15 protein-coding genes are annotated in these 19333 nt (G+C 70.1%); 8 read left to right on the forward strand and 7 right to left on the reverse strand.

Annotation, left to right across the window (positions count from 1 at the left end; genetic code table 11):
• Positions 1-93: 93 nt before the first annotated feature.
• From AB0K52_RS05835 to AB0K52_RS05850, 4 genes are all read right to left on the reverse strand, one after another.
• Positions 94-1221 carry an amidase gene (locus tag AB0K52_RS05835; protein ID WP_363526694.1) on the reverse strand — a complete coding sequence of 376 codons (1128 nt, stop codon included), beginning with the start codon at positions 1219-1221 and terminating at the stop codon, positions 94-96.
• A gap of 177 nt (positions 1222-1398) precedes the next feature.
• The gene (locus AB0K52_RS05840; protein ID WP_363526697.1) at positions 1399-1806 is read right to left on the reverse strand and encodes a hypothetical protein; all 408 of its coding nucleotides are present in this window, start codon (positions 1804-1806) and stop codon (positions 1399-1401) included.
• 143 nt (positions 1807-1949) lie between these two features.
• Entirely contained in the window at positions 1950-2420 is a 471-nt protein-coding gene (locus AB0K52_RS05845) for a carboxymuconolactone decarboxylase family protein (RefSeq protein WP_363526700.1), read from the reverse strand.
• A gap of 72 nt (positions 2421-2492) precedes the next feature.
• Positions 2493-3137, reverse strand: coding sequence for a dihydrofolate reductase family protein (locus AB0K52_RS05850; protein WP_363526703.1), 645 nt, complete (start codon positions 3135-3137; stop codon positions 2493-2495).
• A 225-nt stretch (positions 3138-3362) separates the two neighbouring features.
• Here AB0K52_RS05850 and AB0K52_RS05855 point away from each other — a divergent pair, with 225 nt between their 5' ends.
• Together AB0K52_RS05855 and AB0K52_RS05860 are read left to right on the forward strand one after the other, a co-directional pair.
• Positions 3363-4427 carry a patatin-like phospholipase family protein gene (locus tag AB0K52_RS05855; RefSeq protein ID WP_363526706.1) on the forward strand — a complete coding sequence of 355 codons (1065 nt, stop codon included), beginning with the start codon at positions 3363-3365 and terminating at the stop codon, positions 4425-4427.
• Positions 4408-6744, forward strand: coding sequence for a hypothetical protein (locus AB0K52_RS05860; protein ID WP_363526709.1), 2337 nt, complete (start codon positions 4408-4410; stop codon positions 6742-6744). The genes AB0K52_RS05855 and AB0K52_RS05860 overlap by 20 nt, the downstream gene beginning before the upstream one ends.
• Here AB0K52_RS05860 and AB0K52_RS05865 read toward each other — a convergent pair.
• On the reverse strand, positions 6741-7112 hold the full coding sequence (locus tag AB0K52_RS05865; protein WP_208496780.1) for a DUF5319 family protein: 372 nt from the start codon (positions 7110-7112) through the stop codon (positions 6741-6743). The two genes, AB0K52_RS05860 and AB0K52_RS05865, sit on opposite strands and share 4 nt — an antisense overlap.
• A gap of 160 nt (positions 7113-7272) precedes the next feature.
• Between AB0K52_RS05865 and AB0K52_RS05870 the strand changes: the two genes are divergently transcribed.
• From AB0K52_RS05870 to AB0K52_RS05885, 4 genes are all read left to right on the forward strand, one after another.
• Entirely contained in the window at positions 7273-7464 is a 192-nt protein-coding gene (locus AB0K52_RS05870) for a hypothetical protein (protein WP_363526712.1), read from the forward strand.
• Between the two features lie 229 nt (positions 7465-7693).
• On the forward strand, positions 7694-9184 hold the full coding sequence (gene guaB, locus AB0K52_RS05875; RefSeq protein WP_208496883.1) for an IMP dehydrogenase: 1491 nt from the start codon (positions 7694-7696) through the stop codon (positions 9182-9184).
• Positions 9185-9208: 24 nt separating this feature from the next.
• Complete coding sequence (locus AB0K52_RS05880) at positions 9209-10330, forward strand: GuaB3 family IMP dehydrogenase-related protein (RefSeq protein WP_208496778.1); 1122 nt, start codon at positions 9209-9211, stop codon at positions 10328-10330.
• Positions 10331-10405: 75 nt separating this feature from the next.
• Positions 10406-10810 carry a VOC family protein gene (locus AB0K52_RS05885; protein ID WP_363526716.1) on the forward strand — a complete coding sequence of 135 codons (405 nt, stop codon included), beginning with the start codon at positions 10406-10408 and terminating at the stop codon, positions 10808-10810.
• A 55-nt stretch (positions 10811-10865) separates the two neighbouring features.
• On the opposite strand, the gene AB0K52_RS05890 is transcribed toward AB0K52_RS05885, so the two are convergent.
• On the reverse strand, positions 10866-12095 hold the full coding sequence (locus tag AB0K52_RS05890; protein ID WP_363526719.1) for a DUF4143 domain-containing protein: 1230 nt from the start codon (positions 12093-12095) through the stop codon (positions 10866-10868).
• A 350-nt stretch (positions 12096-12445) separates the two neighbouring features.
• Here AB0K52_RS05890 and AB0K52_RS05895 point away from each other — a divergent pair, with 350 nt between their 5' ends.
• Both AB0K52_RS05895 and AB0K52_RS05900 read left to right on the forward strand, forming a co-directional pair.
• Positions 12446-15823, forward strand: a complete 3378-nt coding sequence (locus AB0K52_RS05895; protein ID WP_363526722.1) for an adenylate/guanylate cyclase domain-containing protein — start codon at positions 12446-12448, stop codon at positions 15821-15823.
• Positions 15824-16288: 465 nt separating this feature from the next.
• Positions 16289-18151 (forward strand): serine/threonine-protein kinase, encoded by a 1863-nt coding sequence (locus tag AB0K52_RS05900; protein WP_363526725.1) that lies wholly within the window; start codon positions 16289-16291, stop codon positions 18149-18151.
• Positions 18152-18264: 113 nt separating this feature from the next.
• Here the strand turns inward: AB0K52_RS05900 and AB0K52_RS05905 are convergent, their stop codons facing one another.
• Positions 18265-19260 (reverse strand): ribonucleotide-diphosphate reductase subunit beta, encoded by a 996-nt coding sequence (locus AB0K52_RS05905; RefSeq protein WP_363526728.1) that lies wholly within the window; start codon positions 19258-19260, stop codon positions 18265-18267.
• Positions 19261-19333: the final 73 nt, after the last annotated feature.

The following is a 19333-nucleotide window of genomic DNA, read 5'->3' on the forward strand; positions in this document are numbered from 1 at the left end:
GCGCTCCGGTCCAAGCGAGGCCGCGGCGATGAACGGCACGGCGTGAGGGCGAACGCCGACCGAGCGGACTCGATTCGAGTCTGCCGCTTGTGGTCAGGCGAGTTCGAGCAGGCGCTCGTCGCCGCCGGGGGCGGCCACGAGCTGGAGGCCGACCGGCAGACCCTCGACGGTCCCGGCCGGTACGGCCAGGCCCGGCGCGCCCGCCAAGCCCGCGATGCATGTCAACCGGACGATCGCCTCGCGGTTCGGCGCGTCGCCGATCGGGAACGCCGGTCCCGGCGCGGCCGGGATCGCCAGGGCGACGCCGTCCCGCAGCCGGTCCCGCACGAGCGCGGTGACGCCGCTGCGGACCCGTTGGGCCGCGGCGATGTCGGCGCTGTCGAGCTTCGCGGCGTTCGCGAACCGCATCGCCACGCCGGGCCCGAACGCCGGTTCGTTCGCCTCGATCCACTCCCCGTGGGCCTGCCACGCCTCCCACGCCTGCAAGGTCGCGTACGCGACCCGCGCGGCCTCCAGTGGATGGTCCCCGGCATCTGCCGTGAAGAACGGTGCGCGGTCGATCGGCAGCCCCATCGCTTCGACCTGCGGCCAGACCGCGGCCGTGGTCGCCTCCGCGATCTCGTCCCAGATGTCCTGCGGCGCGAGCAGTCTCGTGATCGGCCCGGCCTCCGCCGTGCCCTCCAGGAGCACGCCCATCGCCAGCCGCAGCGTCGCGGCGTCCCGCGTGAGCAACCCGGCCGTGTCGAACGACGGCGCGAGCGGCACCGCGCCTTCCAGGCTCACCCGGCCGTGCGTCGGCCGCAGTCCGAACAGACCGCAGTACGACGCGGGCACCCGGATCGACCCGCCGGTGTCCGTTCCGAGCCCGATGTCCGCCCGCCCCAACGCGACCGCGGACGCCGACCCCGACGACGACCCGCCCGGCACCCGCCCTGGCGCGGCCGGGTTGTCCGGGGTCCCGTAGTGCGCGTTCGTCCCGTTCAGGCTCCACGCCAGCTCATCGGTGATCGTCTTCCCGACCACCCGCGCCCCCGCCGCGCGCAGCCGCGCCACCGCGACCGCGTCCTCGCTCGGCACCGCATGCGTCTCGAGCCACCGCGGATTCCCCGCCCCGGTCGGCACTCCTGCCACGTCGAACAGGTCCTTCACCGCCAGCCGCAGACCCGCCAGCGGTCCTTCGCGCCCGGCGTCCTCGAAGCTCCTGATGAACGGATCGGTCACGGCTCGACTCCTTCGGTCCCGGCGGCCCTGTCGTGACCCAGTGTTCACCAGACGCCGCGAACACTCGATACGGCCCGCCGCGCCGGCGCGCCCTTGGGCGAAGCGGGTCGCGCTAACCCCCTGACGTGTTTCGCCGCCGCACCGGGGTCGGTGCGGCGGCGCGGGTGTTCGAGTCTCCTAGGCGTTCAGCGCCTCGTTGATCTTCCGGCTCATCTCGGCCATGACCGGGCTCGGCTCGCCCTTGTTGGCGCGCTCCGCGGCGGCGATCACGACCCGGACGACGGAGCGGAAGTTCTCGGCCTCGGCCGCGTCCGCGGCGGCCAGCAGCCGCACCGACTCGCTGATCGCGGGCAGCACCTGGTCGGCGACGGCCGCGGTCGACTTGCCCGGGAACTTCAGGTCCTTCGCCTTCGCCCCGGCGATCACGTGCCCGACGGCGCCGGTCGCGGCGGCGAGCGCCAGCGACGCGTCCGTGCCGATCCGGTGCGCCGACCCGGCGATCCCCGCCGCCGACATGAGCGTGACGACGCCGTAAGCGGCGGTGCGGATGGTGGTCTCGTCCTGGGGGGTGAGGTTGATGTTCATGGTGGTGCTCCAATTTCGGTTCCGGTGAGGTCGCCCTCGTTGATGAGGCAACTATCGACGCCCCGCCTTGCACCGCCCTGACACCGACCTGACAGCCCTTCTGACACACGCACCGGCCCGCCGAAGCGGGCCGGTGCTCGCGTCTAACCCCAGGTCACCCCGGCCTGTTCGGAGATCGCGCCGTTGATCCGGTTGAACATGTTGGTCACGCAGATCGAGAGGAGGAGCGCGGACATGCCCTCCTCGTCGAAGTGCTTCGTCGCGGCGTCCCACACCTCGTCGGTCACCCCGGGGGCGTTGTCGGCGACTCGGGTCGCGGCTTCGGCCAGCGCCAGAGCCGCCCGCTCCGCCTCGCTGAACAGGTCGGTCTCGCGCCATGCCGAGACCATGAACGCCTTCCTGACCTCGCCGCCGACCTTCTCGATGCGGTCGACGTGGCCGTACACGCATGGGCTGCACCCGTTGATTTGACTGGCGCGCAAGGCCACCAGCTCCAGCAGCTCCTCTGCGACGCCACCCTTCCTGGTGGCCTTCATGATGCTCCCGATCCCCTTCATCGCGTCGCCGAGGACCAACGCGGGGTTCGTCATCCGAGCTTCGTTCTCTCCGGACATCCCCTGCTCCATTCGTTCGGGTCTCCTTGCATCCATGACGAACGGAGCGGCCGCAGTGTGACCGCGGGGCCGCTACTGCTTCCAGAAGAGGTGGTGGGTGACGCCGCTGGGACTGGGGATCGCTTCGTGGTGGAAGCGGTCGTTGAGATCGTCGGGGGAGTTCCAGAAGCGGACGCCGGTGCCGATCTCGACGGGGGCGACGACGATGTGGAGGGTGTCGACGAGGTCGGCGGCGAGGAATTCGCGGATGGTGGTGCCGCCGCCGCCGAGGCGGACGTCTTTGCCTTCGGCGGCCTTCTTCGCCTCTTCGAGGACGGAGGCGGGGTCGGCGTCGGTGAAGTGGAACGTGGTGTCGGAGAGCGAGAACGAGGGCCGGAGGTGGTGGGTCATGACGAAGACCGGGGTGTGGAACGGCGGTTCGTCGCCCCACCAGCCCTGCCAGTCGTAGTTCTCCCAGGGGCCCCGGAACGGGCTGAACTTGTTGGCGCCCATGATCTCCGCGCCGATGTTGTTCTTGAAGTCGCGCGTGAAGTAGTCGTCGAGGCCGCGGGTGCCGCCGGGGTCGGTGCGGTTGGGCCAGCTGGCCGTGGCGCCGGCCCAGGACATGAGCTGCCCGGGGTCGGCGTTGCCGAACGGGTGCTCGAGGCTCTGGCCCACGCCGGCGCCGAAGCCGTCGCTGGTGACGACGAAGTTCTGGACTTTGAGCAGCTGCGTCATGTGAGGGCCCTTCCCTGGTGCCGTCGGTGTCGGTGTTGAGACCGCGCGCGCCTCGCGGATTCATCGGCGCGAGGCGCGCTGTGGTCCGTGTCACCGTATGTTGCTGAGGCGGTTGCGGCAGGGGAATCGCCGCCGGCGTTTTCGGAACTGCGCAATGTGGGCGATCACGGTATCCTGGGGGCAATCCGATTCCGCCGCTCCTTCACACCCCTGAGCGAGGCCGAATTGTCCGATGCCTATGCCCACGACGCCGACCGATACTGGGCCGACGACCACCCGGTCCTGGAGCTCATCCGTGAACGTCAGGCCGCCGGCTCCGCGCCCGGTGCGAGAGCCGACGGCTTCAAGCTGGGCCTCGCCGTCGAAGGCGGCGGGATGCGCGGGGTCGCTTCCGCCGCGATGCTCGTCGCGCTCGACGATCTGGGGCTGCGTCCGGTGTTCGACGCCGTCTACAGCTCCTCGTCGGGGTCGATCAACGCCGCGTACTTCATGGCGGGCGGCGACTGCTGGTACCCGCTCACGATCTACTTCGACGACCTCGCCACCCGCAAGTTCGTCGACATGCGGCAGATGTTCAGCAGCAAGCCCATGCTCAACCTCGACTACGCGTTCGACGAGGTCGTCGAGGTCATCAAGCCCCTCGAGTTCGAGAAGGTCTTGAGCAGCCCCGTCGAATTCCACATCACGATCAGCCTCGTCGACAGCCTCAAGGCCATCGGGCCGCACGAGTTCGACTCCCGCGAGGACCTCAAGTCCGCGCTCAAGGCGAGTTGCTGGATGCCCGTCGCCGTCCCCGGGACCGGCATGTTCCGGGGCGAGCGCGCCCTGGACGGAGGCGTGCTCACCGCGCACCCGCATCTTCTGGCGCTCGAAGACGGTTGCACCCACGTGCTGTCGTTGAGCACCAAGCCGATCAAGGCCCCGCCCACGCGGCTCTCGCCCGGACGCCGGTTCTCCGTCTCGTATCTGGAGCGGCTGCGGCCCGGCCTCGGCAGGGCCTACGTCGCCTCCCAGTTCAAGTACCGCAGCCAGCGGAAGCGGCTGCAGCAGTGGATGACCGAGCCCGGGGACGGCCCGCAGGTGCTCGACCTCGCGCCGCTCCCGTGGATGCGGGAGGTCGGCAACCAGACCCGCGACCGCGACGCGCTCATCACCGCCGCCCGCGAAGCCCACGCCGTCGCGGCCGCCGCTGTCCAAGGCATCCCGGTCGCGGAGATCCGCGACGGCTCCTTCCGCTCCGTGCCCCGCATCGTCACCGTGAGGACCGCCCATGGCAAACGGATCGATTGACCTCTCCGCCGCCTGCGCGCACCTCACCGGGCGGGCCGAGAACCGCGAGGCCATAACGGCACTCGACCTGTGGGAAGCCGAGGACTGGCGCGACGCGCTCCTCGACGTGCCGCTCGACGAGCGCGCCTACGGCGACCGCTTCGGGATCGACCGCGCCGTCGAGGTGGACGACCTGTGGGCCTGGTGGTCGGCCCCGGAGACCGACGAGCGCATCCAGCACGCGACCACCGGCTACCTCGGGTTCTTCCTGCTCACGCTCATCGCCATGCACCGCTCGGACCGGATGCGCTATCACGGCGAGGCCTACGAGACCGGCGAGATCGCCGGCAGGCCGGCGGACGAGATCTGCGGCGAACTCGTCAGGCACCCGCATGTGCGCGCCGCGATCGAGCGCCTCTACGCGCCCGCCGAAGGCGACGACGAGGCGGAGGTCTGGGACTCGATCGAGTTCGCCACCATGGACTTCCACCGCCAGGGCACGACGTCGATCATCATCACGGTCGACTCGAAGGCCCCGAAGGCCGGCTGGGCCACCCACTACGCCCTCAAATGCCTCATCTACCCCTACCTGCGGATCCAGCCGATCGTCGAGGCCACCCGCGGCTACAAGCGCGAGTTCGGCGGCGACGAGCGGCCCGAGGAGTCGCCGCTGGTCACCGTGTGGGCCAGCCACGACAGCTGGGTCCTGATGGAGTTCGTCAAGGGCGTCACCCTCACCGACCACCTCCGCGGGATTGCCGAAAAGCGCAAGGAGCCGAAGTCGGCGATCCTGCGGCCGGTCGACATCGGGCAGCTGCGCGTGCTCGGCACCGCGCTGCTCGACGCGATGGCCGTGCTCGCGGCGAAGGTCGGCCACCACAACGACCTCACCCCGTCGAACATCATCGTCCAGGCCGAGCATCCGAACGCGGTGAAGCTCAAGCTCATCGACCTCGGCGTGAACTTCCTGCACACCAGGACGCTCGTCGGCGCCGAGTCCCGCGAGTCCGTCTACATCGCACCCGAGGTCAAGGCCACCGGCAAAGGCGGCGACCTCGCCGACCTGTACTCGGTCGGCATGGTGCTCATCGCGATCGGCGGGATCCCGCACAGCGCTCCCGGGACGGTCCCCGACCAGTTCTATGTCGCCTCGGTCGGTCTCGCCCGCCTCCTCGAGGACCTCGTCGACGCCGACCCGGAGCAGCGCCTGGCCGTCTCCGACATCGATCCCGGCCGCGGCCGCTTCACCGAGATCCGCGACCTCTTCGTCTGCGAGATCGAAGTGCTGGAGGCGGCCGACAAGGAGCAGCCGAAGACCCGCGTCGAGCGGTTGAAGCACCTCCTGCCCGGGGCGGGCATCGTCAAGCGGCAGCGCGAGATCTGGAAGGTCCGCCGCAGGCAGCTCAAGGCCGTCGACAGGACGACCCATCCGACGCGGGCCCACCACCTGCGCCAGGCCCGGGGCCTCAAGCGCTGGGCCGTCGCGTGCGCGCTGCTGTCGTGGATGACGCTGGCGCTCGTGCTCACCTGGTGGTCGCGGGACCTCGACTTCTTCTGGCAGGCCAAGTGGATCGAGTACGCCAACGGCCTCCTCAACCGCACGGGCTCCCAGAGCATCCCGTTCCTCGACGACATCCGCGCCGACGACTACGTGATCCCGGCCGCCTGGGACAACCTGCCGGTCCGCCTCATCGCGCTCGCCTACGCGATTCCGGGCCTGCGGCTGTACATGAACATCTTCGCGGACATGACGCCGCACTCGGCGATCCGAAGGCGCGGTTGGAAAGGCGCGCGCACGGGCGCGGCGTCGTTCATGATGCGGGCCTCGGCGGTCTACCCGACCGTGTACATCCTGCTGCCGACCCTGGTGCAGAAGCAATGGTGGGTCATCTTCAGCCCCATCGGGATCATCACCGTGGCGACGATGATCTCGGCGTGCCTGTGGTTCGCGCACGACGCGAACGCGCGCGCCCGCGCCTGGAACGGCGGCAAGGGCCTCTCGACCGTGCCCAAGGGCGAGATCACGACCCTGCAGCGCCTCGCCTCCTGGCAGCCCGCCGCGTGGCTCTACGCCCTGCCGGTGGTCATCATCGGGATCTTCCTCTACAACGACCGCCTGCAGGACGAACTCATGTACGCCATCGCGATCGGCCTGATCAACATCGGCATCTGGACGTTCAAGAACACCGGCTCCGACGCCCCTTATGTGCGGGCCGGGCTCACCCGGGCGATCCTCGCGGCCGAACGCCTCGACGTGCTCGAGCAGCGGGCGGCGAAGCGAAACGCGCCGAAGCCCAGGGCCGACGAGCCGGTGCAGGCGGCCGAAGCGGTCGCCTAGACGGCGTCCTCGCCGTGCGTCATGATCCAGCAGTCCGAGAATCCCCGGGCGTAGTCCCAGGTCACGTAGTGGGCCGGGTCGGGATCATAGGCGGGCTCGTGGACCTGCGCGCAGTTGGCCTCCAGCAGGCCGCGCAGGTTCGCCATGAGCAGGCCCCAGGTGAAGTAGTGCGCTTCGTCGCAGTCGGCGCAGTCGACGACGACGCCCCGGTAGCCCTGCGGTTGCAGCACCTTCTCGAACAGCTCCAGTTCGTGGAGATCCTCGAGGAGGTCTGCGCGGTCGTCGTCGTCCAGGTCGGGTTCGAACGGGGCGATCGCCTCCGCGTGGTCGGGATCGTCGGCGAACGGGTCGCGTGGCTCCTCATACACATCTACCAGCCTAACGCTTGGCAACGACGTTGCCGGAAGCCCGCGGTGCGCGGGCGGTGACTCCCGGATGCGTGCCAGCCTCGAAGCCGCGTGCTGACACCGCGCGCGGCGCTGGTTAGGCTGGGCCGCAAGTCAACCCGCTAGCACTGAGGAGACGGCCATGGACGGCTTCGGCGAGAACGTAGAAGAGATCTTCGACGACGTGGTGGACGGCGTCGCGGACGCGGTCACCGACATCGACGCCACCGAGGTCTGGGAGGACGTCAGCGAGACCGCGGGCGACGCCTGGGAGGCCGTGTCGGAGTCCGAGACCTTCGAGACCGCGTCCGAGGAAGTCCAGGACCTTTTCTAGGGCATAACGGTCAACCCGTAACGGGCCTGTCGGCATCGCCGCCGGGCCCGTCCGGTCATCCCCCCAATGCGCGGTGTTTCCGCTGCGAATCACACCTCAAGGGGACGTGTGCGCTGCGGAGCGACGCAGGTTACGGCTCTACGATTGGGACATGGCGTTCTCAGGGGATTTCGGAATTCAGGGGCACGAGGGTGCCGCCGGTGAGCGGGTCGGAGGCACCACGGTGCCGATGGGCGCGGCCAGTGCCATTCCACTCGGCCTCACCTTCGACGACGTACTGCTCCTGCCCGGCGAATCCGACGTGATCCCGGCCAAGGTCGATACGTCTTCGCAGCTCACTCGCAATATCCGTATCTCGGTCCCGCTGCTGACGGCCGCGATGGACACCGTCACCGAGGCCCGCATGGCCATCGCCATGGCCCGTCTCGGCGGCTTCGGCATCCTCCACCGGAACATGTCCGCCGAGGACCAGGCCCAGCACGTGGACCTCGTGAAGCGCTCCGAGTCCGGCATGGTCGCCGACCCGGTCACCTGTTCGCCCGACGACACGCTCGAGCAGGTCGACAAGCTCTGCGGCAAGTACCGCATCTCGGGCCTCCCCGTGACCGACGAGGCCGGGAAGCTCGTCGGCATCATCACCAACCGCGACATGCGCTTCGAGACCGACCACTCGGTCAAGGTCGCCGGCGTCATGACCTCCCGGAACCTCGTCACCGCCCCCGAGGGCGTCTCCAACGAGCAGGCGCTCGAGCTGCTGAAGCGGCACAAGATCGAGAAGCTCCCGATCGTCGACGGCGAAGGGTTCCTCCGCGGCCTCATCACCGTCAAGGACTTCGCCAAGCGCGAGGAGTTCCCGAACGCCTCCAAGGACGACTCCGGGCGCCTGCGCGTCGGCGGCGCGATCGGTGTCGGCGAGGAGCAGTACGCCCGCGCCGGCCAGCTCGTCGAGGCCGGCGTCGACGTCCTCTCCGTCGACTCCTCGCACGGCCACGCGCGCGCCGTGCTCGAGATGATCGCCCTCCTCAACAAGGACTTCGGCGACCGGGTCGACATCATCGGCGGCAACATCGTCACCGCCGCCGCCGCGAACGCCATGATCGACGCGGGCGCCGACAGCATCAAGGTCGGCGTCGGCCCCGGCGCCATCTGCACCACCCGCGTCGTCTCCGGCGTCGGCGCCCCGCAGATCTCCGCGATCATGGACACCGTCCGCGTCGCCCGCGAGCGCGGCGTCCCGGTCATCGCCGACGGCGGCATCCAGTACTCCGGCGACATCGCCAAGGCCATCGTCGCCGGCGCCTCCACCGTCATGATGGGGCAGCTGTTCGCCGGCTGCGCCGAGAGCCCCGGCGAGCTCATCTACATGAACGGCAAGCAGTTCAAGTCCTACCGCGGCATGGGCTCGCTCGGCGCGATGCAGTCGCGCGGCGAGGCCAAGTCCTACTCCAAGGACCGCTACTTCCAGGGCGAGGTCGAGACCAACGACAAGCTCGTCCCCGAAGGCGTCGAGGGCCAAGTGCCCTATCGCGGCACCCTCGCACAGGTGGTCTACCAGCTCGTGGGCGGACTGCGCAGTGCCATGGGCTACACCGGGGCCGGTACGATCGAGGCGATGCATGAGCGCGGCCGTCTGGTCCGGATCACCGCTGCGGGCCTCAAGGAGAGCCACCCGCACGACATCCAGATGACCGTGGAAGCACCCAACTACCACACGCGGTAGTCGGGCCCTGTAGGAGGAGTGACTGTGCGGGAATTGGTCGAGATCGGCCCCGGCAAGATCGTGGCGCGCGGCTGGCGGCTGTCCGAAGTGGCGCTCGTGCCTACCCGGCGTACCCGGGACATCGACGATGTCTCGACCGAATGGCAGCTCGACGCCTACCGGTTCGAGATCCCGGCCGTGGGGCACCCGTCCGACGCGACGATGAGCCCGACGTCGGTGATCGAGATGGGCCGCCTCGGCGGCCTCGGGGTCCTCAACGGCGAAGGGCTGTGGTGTCGCTACGTCGACCCCAACTCGCTGCTCAAGGAACTGGCGGACACGCCGGTTGAAACCGCCATCGAGCGGCTGCAGGAGATCTACGCCGAGCCGGTGAAGCCCGAGCTCATCGCGGAGCGGATCGCCGAGCTGCGCGCCGGGGGGATCACCACCGCGATCCGCTTCAGCCCGCAGCACACCGCCGAACTCGCGCCGCTCGCGGTCGAGGCCGGGGTGGACCTGCTGGTCATCCAGGGCACGATCGTCTCCGCGGAGCACGTCTCCTCCGGCGGCGACGTCCTCAACCTGAAGCAGTTCATCGCCGACCTGGACGTCCCGGTCGTCGTGGGCGGGGCCACCAACTACAAGACCGCGATGCACCTGATGCGCACCGGCGCCGCGGGCGTCATCGTCGGCGTCGGCTCCGACGACTGGTCCACCACGGACACGGTCCTCGGCATCGACGTCCCGATGGCCTCCGCGATCGTCGAAGCCGCGGCCGCGCGCCGCGACTACCTCGACGAGACCGGCGGGCGCTACGTGCACCTCATCGCGGACGGCGAGATGACCAACTCCGGAGCGATCGCCAAGGCCATCGCCTGCGGCGCCGACTCGGTCATGCTCGGCTCGATCCTCGCCGACGCCGCCGAGTCCCCGGCCGCCGGCGCCTGGTGGCACTCCGCCGCCTCGCACCCGAAGCTCCCGCGCGGCCGCTTCCGCCCGGGCGACTCCGGCGACGTCGAGGTCCCCGACCTCGAGGCGATCCTTTACGGCCCCAGCAATTCCTCGGACGGCAGCCAGAACCTCTTCGGGGGCCTGCGCCGCGCCATGGCCAAGACCGGCTACACCACGGTCAAGGAATTCCAGAAGGCCAGCCTGGTCACCGCGTAACAGCGAACGAAAGGCCCGGAGCGCATCGCGTTCCGGGCCTTTCGCATCCGCTCCGCTCTGTGGGACCATCACCCGATGCTGAAACTCACCGATTTCATCATCGACTGCCCCGAGCCCATGACGCTCGCGGCCTTCTACGCCGAGGTCACCGGCGAGCCGGTCAAGCCCGACAGCACCGACACGTGGGCCGGCATCAAGTTCGGCCAGATCGAACTCGCCTTCCAGCGCGTCGACGACTTCCGCCCCTCCTACTGGCCCGACGAGGAGCACCCCAAGCAGTTCCACCTCGACTTCGAAGTCGACGAGTTCGAACCCGAGCACGAACGCCTCACCGCCCTCGGCGCCACCCTCCAGAAGCGCTTCACCAAAGGCGAAGGCTACGGCTGGCACATCTACACCGACCCGGTCGGCCACCCCTTCTGCCTCTGCCGCAACAAAGGCGTCATCTGGCAGGACGGCACCCCGATCTGGCCGTCATAGGCCGGTTTCGTCGACTCCCACGAGGCCGGGCCTGCGTGAGCGAGCCTCGCCGCTTTCAGTCGCTACGCCACAAAGCGGATACGGGCACTGCCCAGATCCGGTCGCCGAGCGAGAGGGCGTTGTCCCCGCCGTAGATGACCAGACCCAGTTTGAACCGGTCCCCGAGCTTGTCCCGCAGCCACATGAGGTGTTTGGCGTGCTTGCGGTTCGGCGTCGAGGACAGCTTGACCTCGATCCCGGCGATCTCGCCCGTGCGGCGCTCCTCCACGATCAGGTCGATCTCTCCGCCGTTTCGATCCCGGTAGTGCCTGACATCGACGCTGTGCTCGCTCCAGACGGTCTGCTTCAACACCTCGGTGATCACGAGGCTTTCGAACAGTGCTCCCGCCAGCGCGGGGTTGCCATTGGGCGTGAACGTCTTCTCGCCCGCACCGCAGAGGTCGGCGGCCAGCCCGGTATCGACGAGCACCGATTTGGGACGCTGTTTCACCGATGACGTGATGTTGGTCGACCAGGCGGGGATGGTGACCACGAGATGCAGCGCTTCCAAGAGGGCCAAGTGCTTCACTACGGTCGACCGCTGCTGCTGGGCGTCACTGGCGATGTCGGAGATCTGCACTTCGGAAGCGGTCCGCGCAGCCATGAGCCGGAACAGCATCCGTAGGTTCTCCTCGCTGCGGATCTGCGCGATGGGCCGCAGCTCCTCGCGGGAGATCACGTCATGGGTGTATGCCTCGAACCAGTCCCGCCGATTCCGACCCGTGAGCCGACTGGTGACGACCTCGGGGAAACCACCCTCCAAGATGAGGTCGGCGATCTCGGCTCGGGAGATCGGCTCGACTCGTGGCGGCCAGGCGTCGGGATTGAACAGTGAGTCGACGAAGGTCTCCCGGACGGAACGTCGTTCGCCGATTGACAGCGGCCACAATGCGATCCGCCCGACGCGTCCGGCCAGCGTCTCGGACACGCCGCGAGCGGCGAGGTAGTTGGCGGATCCGGTGAGCAGGAGCTGTCCACGGTCGCTGCGACGGTCGGCTGCCATCTTGATCGCGAGGATGAGGCCTTGGCCTGCCCGCTGAACCTCATCGATCGCTGCAGGAACCGGAAGCGTGCTGACGAAGCCGACCGGGTCGTTCACGGCCTCGTACAGGATGGCTTCGTTGTCGAGGCTGAACCAGGCGTCATCGGGCAGCGCGAGCAGTTCACGTGCGAGTGTGGTCTTCCCGGTTTGGCGGGCTCCTTCGAGTAGGTGTAATGCGCAAAACGCGGGTGTTCTGGTAATCAAAACGCGGGATTTCAAGTGATCAAAACGCGGGAACTCTCGACCGCCGGCGATGCTTGCTGAGGGTCGGGGCTCGGGTTCGAGGGCGTTGGTCCGGCGGCGTGGTGGGTTCTGCTGGATCGTCCGGTTCGAGGCTGGCGGGGTGGGCCTTTCGGGTGAGGGGCCGGTCCGGCTGTCGGGGGGAGTGGCCTGGTCTGGGCGGGCAAATGAGCTCTTGCACACAGGTATCTGTCAGCTAGGCCACGTATCCTTGCCAGCGTGAAGGCCAAGAACCACCCCATTCCCACAAGGAGTGGGGAACAACACACCCTGCCGACGGCGTTGGTGCTGCTGTGACCTGCCCATTCTGCTCCGTGCCCACCGTCCCTGGCGCGCGCTACTGCCACAACTGCGGAGCGCCCCTCTCCCCGGAGGCGACCGCCCCCCAGACGGAGCGCCGCTATGTCACGGTGCTGTTCGCCGACCTCTCCGACTTCACGACCTGGTCTGAGAGCCTCGACCCGGAGCGGGTCTCGTCCGTCACCGACCGGCTCTTGGCGGAGTGCGTCTCCGCGGTGAACGAGTTCGGCGGGCACGTCGACAAGCTCATGGGCGACGGCCTCATGGCCGTGTTCGGCGCCCCCCTGTCGCACGAGGACGACGCCGAGCGCGCCGTTCGCGCCGCTCAGGCCATGCAGAAACGGGTGCGGCGTCTGCTCAAAGCCGAGTCCGGTGGTGGTCTTCCCATCGGGCTTCGCATTGGCCTCAGGTCCGGTCTCGTGGTCGCCGGCATGCAGGCGAACCTCGAGTACACCGTCATCGGCGACACGGTCAACACCGCGTCGCGCATCTGCGCGATCGCCTCGGTCGGCACCATCTGGGCCGGCGAGGAGACCCAGCGCGCCACCAAGCACGCCGCCGCCTGGCGCCGCCTCACGCCCGTGCGCCTGAAAGGCAAGCGTGAGCCCGTCGAGGTGTTCCAGCTCCTGGGCCTCGAGGACGAGCCCGGCACCCGCGCGAGCCTCGGCGACACCGCGCCCTTCATCGGCCGGGACGCCGAGATCGGCCGTGTCAACGGCCGGCTCGAGGCCGTCATCGACCGCGGTGAGCCGCTGGTGCTCATCCACACCGCCGAAGCGGGCATGGGGAAGACCCGGTTCGCCCGCGAAGTGCGGACGGTCGCCACCGAGCGCGGCGCCCGCGTCCTGACGGTGCGCGTCGCCCCCTACGGCGAAGGGCGGCGGTTCGGGCCGCTCGCCGACCTGGTGCGCAAGGCGGCCGGTCTGCGATTCGACGACGACCGGGCCACCGCCGAGACGAAGCTCCGGCGCATCGCCGACGGGCACGCCGACCACGGCGAGTGCCGCCTGAACATCACGCTCCTGCTCGGGCTCCTCGGGCACGGCCGCCCCGGGGCCACCGACCGCGTCGGCGGGTTCACCGGGCAGCAGTCCGACGCCTACACGATCCCCGAGGCCGTCGCCGAGCTCATCACGCACATGGCCACCCAAGGCCCGCTCGTGCTCAACATCGACGACCTGCACACCGCCTCCGCGGCCGGCATCGACGCGCTCGGCGTCGCCCTGTCGAAGATCCACGGGCCGGTGCTCGTGCTGCTCTACGGGCGTCCCGAACTCACCCGCTCCTCCGGTGTGCTCACGCGCATCTCCGAAGCCGAAGTCCACCCGCTCCCGCCGCTCGCCGGCGCCGACGCGGCGCGGCTGCTGCGCGAGTTCCTCGGCGGCGGGCGCATGCCCAAGCCCGACGAGGACCGCCTGCTCGGCTTCGCGCAGGGCAACCCGTACTACCTCGCCGAGCTCGTCACGCTCCTCACCGAGCAGGGCCTGCTGTCCGGCGACGGCGACCACTGGCGCCTCGCCGCCGGGTCGCTCACCGGACGCGTGCTCTCGCGCGACCTCGCGCAGGTCCTCGGCGCCCGCATCGACGCCCTCACCCCCTCGGCCCGCGCGCTCCTGCGCGCCGCCTCGATCTTCGGCGACGCCGTGCCCCCCGAGGCCGCGCAGCTGCTCGAGAAAGAGGTCCCCGGCGAGTTCGAGGCCGCCCTCCAGGAACTCCTGGACCGCCGCATGCTGCGCCGCCGCTCCTACGGCGGCTACCGCTTCGTCACCCCGCTGCTGCGCCAGGCCGCTTACGCGCCCATCGGGAAAGCCGACGCCGCGCACGCGCACGCCGAGATCGCCCGCTGGGCCGCCGACACCGAACTCGAAGGCCAGAGCGCCGACGACCTCGTGGTCTTCCACGCCGAGCAGGCCGTCACCCTCGCCAAGGAAGTCGAGATCGAAGCGCTCGACGAGGTCTGGAACGTCCTCCCGCTCGCCGTCGAGGCCGTCCGCAAGCAGGCGGCCCGCGCCATGGACGCCTCCGAGCCCGAGCGCGCCGTCGCCCTCCTCAACGGCGTCGAGCGCCTGGCGCCCCTGTCGTTCGACGACCGCCTCCTGCGTGGCCGCGCGCTGACCCGCCTGGGCCGCACCGAGGAGGCGGAAGCCGAGATCGAAGGCCTCGCCATCGACATCGGCCTCATCGTCCCCGCCGACGACGACCACGCCGAGCACGAGGAGCACCCGTCCGGGCGCCTCTTCGGCGACGACTTCCCCGAGGACGAGGCCGAACTCGTGGCCCAGCTGCTGCTCCTGCGCGGCCGCCTGCACCGCTACAGGGGCGAACTCCAGGACGCCCGCACCGCATGGACCGCCGCGCTGGCGCTCTCGCGCCGCGAGGGCCTGGCCGGGCCGCGCTGCGACGCGCAGTGCCGCATCGGCCTGCTCGACTTCCTCGCCGGGCACCTGAGCGAGGCCGAGTCCCGCTTCCTCGACGCCTACGACGTCGCGGTCGGCGTCGGCGACGACAAGCGCCTGGCCTGGGCCCTGCAGCACCGCGCGTGGGTCCTGGTGGCCCGCGGCGACTTCGACGGGGCCGACGACGTGCTCCGCGAGGCCGCGAAAGCCTTTGCGCGCCAAATGGACCTGGTCGGCCGGGCCTGGGTGCGCGGCGTCTCGGCGTTCGCGCTCCTCATGGCCGGGCGGTTCACCGAGGCGAAGCGGCTGTCCGATGTGTTCATGCCGATCGGCGAGCGCTCGGGCGACGTGTTCGCCGTCGGGCTGCTGCGCGCCATCGGCGCCGCCGCCCAAGTGGCCCTGGGCCACCCGGCGGGCGCCGACGCCGCCGCGCGGGCGTCGTTCCGCGACTTCGAGCGCATCGACGACGACTGGGGCCGCGGCTTCGCGAAGTACGTGCGCGCCTTGGCGGCCCGCTCGATCGGCGCGCTCGACCACGCCCTCGACCTCGCCGCAGGCGCGGAGGAGTACGGCGCGAAGACCGGCCACCCGCTCCTGATCTCCTTGGCGCACAACCTCAGAGGCCGCTGCGCCCTCGAACTCGGGGACGCGGCCACCGCCGAGGCCGCCGCCGAGGAGGCGCTCGGCCTGGTCACCGACGACGTGCTCGAGCCGGGCCGCGCGGCCAACACCGCGCTCCTGGCCGACGTGCGCGCCGCCAAGGGCGACCGCGCCGGGGCCCTCGCCATGCTCGAACCCCTTGCGGCGCATCACGACGAGCCCGCGCTGGGTAGTCCGCGCCGGGCGATCGTGGCCCGCTACGCCCGCCTCCTCGACGAGGACGGCCAGGTCGAAGCGGCCCGCCGGTGGGCGGCGACCACGCTGAAGTCGTTCGGGGAGGACCCGGAGGCCACGGCCTGGGCCGAGGGCTACCTCGAAGCCGCCAAGGTCTCGTGAGCTGCGGCCGGATCGCCTGAAAGGGACGCACACCGTGTACGCCGCCACCGCCTTCGACGCTGCGATGCTTGGTGCAGTGGGGGCGACGCAGCGGGTGGACGGGCGGCCCTTTCGGGCCGAGGCCTTGCGGCACGGGGCCCGTTCCAGTCGGACCGCCCGTCCTCCCGCGCGCCACACGGGGGATGCATTCACTATGGGCTACCGGCAGTTCGCCCAGCGGAAGCGACATATCAACCGTTCGGCCAGTTATCGCTGGCTCTTCGTCCAGGGGTATACAGAATCGTGGGCGCGTTGCCGTAACGTTATGCGTCAAAGGTCCCATGACTCGGATCCCCCAGGCCCGAGCGCCGCGACCTAAGGTCCGGAACGTCCCCACGCGCTGATCGCGACGATTGGCGCACCGACCTGCATCAGGCAATGGCGCCAGTCACTCCCGCGCGTCGCCGAGAACGGAGGCTGTACACAGTGGACACCATCTCGTCCTACGGTGCTCCAACCGACCCCCTCGCCCCCTCACCCCTCCGCTCCGAGGCCGACCCGGAATCCCTCTTCCAGGGCATCGAGCGCCTCACCGGCTTCCGCGAGATCGACCGCGGCGCCTTCTCCATCGTCTACAGCGCCACCCGGTACGACGACGGCTCCGAGGTCGCCGTCAAGGTCGAGGCCCGGCCGCTCACCGACGACGCCGCCCGCGAGCGCTTCCGCCGCGAGGTCCAGACCGCCGGGCGCCTCTCCGACCACCCGTGCGTGGTCAAGATGCTCTCCGCCGGCCTCACCCACCAGGCGAACCCGTACGTCGTCATGGAGCGCTGCCGCGGCACCGTGGCCGACCTGCTCGACAAGCACGGCCGGATCCCCCCGCACCGGACCATCGAGATCGGCATCCGCATCGCGGACGCCCTCGCCGCCGCCCACGAGGCCGGCATCGTCCACCGCGACGTCAAGCCCGCGAACCTCCTCGTCGACCACCACGGCCACGCCGTGCTCGGCGACTTCGGCCTCTCCAGCCTCATCGCCGCGCCCCGCCCGGGCGAGCCCGTGTCGACCATGGCCACGCCCGCGTACGCGCCCCTGGAGGTCTTCCAGATGCGCGAGGCCGGCCCCAGCGCCGACGTGTACTCGCTCGCCGCGACGCTCTACACGATGCTGTCCGGCACGCCCCCGCGGTTCCCCGCGGACGGGGTCCTCGACATCAACGACGTGGCGGCCCTGTTCGATCAGCCGATCCCGGCGATCCCCGGTATATCGCCGCTCCTGCTCGAGATGCTGCGCACCGCGCTCATCAACAATCCCGACGGGCGCCCGACCGCGGTCGAGTTCCGCGAGTTCCTCGCGAGCATCCCCGAGGCCTCCACCGGCATCCTGCCCCGCGTCACCGACGACCCGCCGCCGAGTTCCCCCGCGCCCCAAGGCGTCGGCGTCTTCGGCGCGTACTCCTCGCCGCCGCCGGAGTCGGTCCGCTCGGCCTCGCCCCCCGGCTACGCCCAGCTCGACCCGAGCTCGTTCCCCGACGCGCCCTCGACGCTCCGCCTCGCCCCGGGCAAGCGCCGGGGCCGCGAGCCGCAGACGGCCCGGGCGGCCTTCAAGACCGGCCCCGAGGCGCCCTTCTCCTCCCCGGTCGTACCCGACCCCAACGCGCGCATCCCGTCCCCTCCGGTCAGCCCGCCCGTGAGCCCCGCGGCCCCGCCGCGCGACGCCGCCGCCGAGACCACTGCCTGGAAGGCCTTCGCCTCCGGCGGCTCCCGCGACGAGAACGACTCGCGCCTCCCGGTGCCCGTGCCCCGCAACGAGACCGGCCTGACGCGCCGCGAACGCCGCCTCAAAGAGGGCGACACCGGCTCGAGCATCGGCCGCCTCATCGGCATGGGCGCGGGCGCCCTGGTGATCCTCGGCCTCCTCATCGCGGGCGGCATCTGGCTCTTCGACCGGGAGGAAGCCCCCGACCTCGCCGCCCAGTCCAACGCCGGCGACTACGTGGGCGAGTGCACGCTCCAGGCCGACGGCGTCTCCTGCGTCCCGGAGCCCGCCTGCTACGACGCCGCGTTCGCCTCCACCGACTGCGAACTCGCCCACCAGTGGGAGGCCTACGCGACCGGCCGGCTCCCCGAGGGCGTCGCCGACGCCGACGGGGCGAGAGCCGACGCGACGGTCGCGGCCGCCTGCGTCGACGCCCAAGCCGAAGGCGGCCCGCTCTCCCAGCTCATCGGCGGCGACTCCCTCGACTGGACCACGGACGTCTACGTCACCGGCGACGGCACCTTCCAGTGCGTCGCCCAGCTCAAGGACGGCTCCGAGGCCAACGGCTCCACCTTCGCCCGCGAGGGCTGAACCGGCACGTCAGAAGGGCCCGGCACGTCAGTGCCGGGCCCTTCGCCGCGCTGAGCCGAAGGTACGGCTCCGCAAGCGGTCGCCGCGCATGGGAGAGCCTGCGCGGCTTCGGATCAGAACTCCTCGTCGAGGTCGACCTTGCCTTCCACGGCCACTTGGTAGGCGGTCGGGCGACGTTCGAAGAAGTTCGTCAGCTCCTGCACGTCCTGGAGCGCCATGAACGGGAACGGGTTCTCCGAGCCCCACTTCTTGGGCATGCCGAGGCGCACGAGGCGCTGGTCGGCGGCGTACTCCAGGTACGACTTCATGTCCTTGACGGTCATGCCGGGCATGCCCTCGCCGATCAGGTCCTCGGCGAACTGCAGCTCGGCGTCGACCGCCTCCTGCAGCATGTCCGTGACCTCCTGGCGCATCTGCTCGTCGAACAGCTCGGGCTCCTCCTGGCGCACGATGTCGACCACGCTGAACGCGAAGTTCATGTGGCAGGACTCGTCGCGGAACACCCAGTTCGTGCCGGTCGCGAGCCCGTCGAGCAGGCCTCGGCTGCGCAGCCAGTACACGTAGGCGAAGGCGCCGTAGAAGAACAGGCCCTCGATGCACGCGGCGAAGCAGATGAGGTTGAGCAGGAACTTGCGGCGGTGGTCCGCCGTCTTCAGCTCCTGCATGTCGAAGACCTCGTCGATCCACTTGTAGCAGAAGTCGGCCTTCCGCTTGATCGACGGGATGTTGTTGACCGCGTCGAACGCCTTCGCGCGCTCCTCCGGGTCGGGCAGGTACGTGTCGAGCAGCGTCAGATAGAACTGGACGTGCACGGCCTCCTCGAACAGCTGCCGCGACAGGTACAGGCGGCCCTCGGGGGAGTTCACGTGCTGGTACAGGTTGAGCACCAGGTTGTTCGCGACGATCGTGTCGCCGGTGGCGAAGAACGCCACGAGGCGGTGGATGAGGTGCTGCTCCTGGGGCGTGAACCCGGCCAGGTCGGTCAGGTCGGACGCGAGGTCGACCTCCTCCACGGTCCAGGTGTTCTTGATGGCGGCCCGGTACTGGTCGTAGAAGTCCGGGTACTTCATCGGTCGCAGGGTCAGGTTCATGCCCGGGTCGAGCAGCATTCGCGGGTCCTCTCTCGGTTCTGGTGGGCGGGGTGAAGCGGTGGGCGGGGTGAGGAGCGGGGCAGGGCGTCTC

The sequence above is a fragment of the Glycomyces sp. NPDC049804 genome, from assembly GCF_040674615.1.
Taxonomy (GTDB): domain Bacteria; phylum Actinomycetota; class Actinomycetes; order Mycobacteriales; family Micromonosporaceae; genus Glycomyces; species Glycomyces niveus.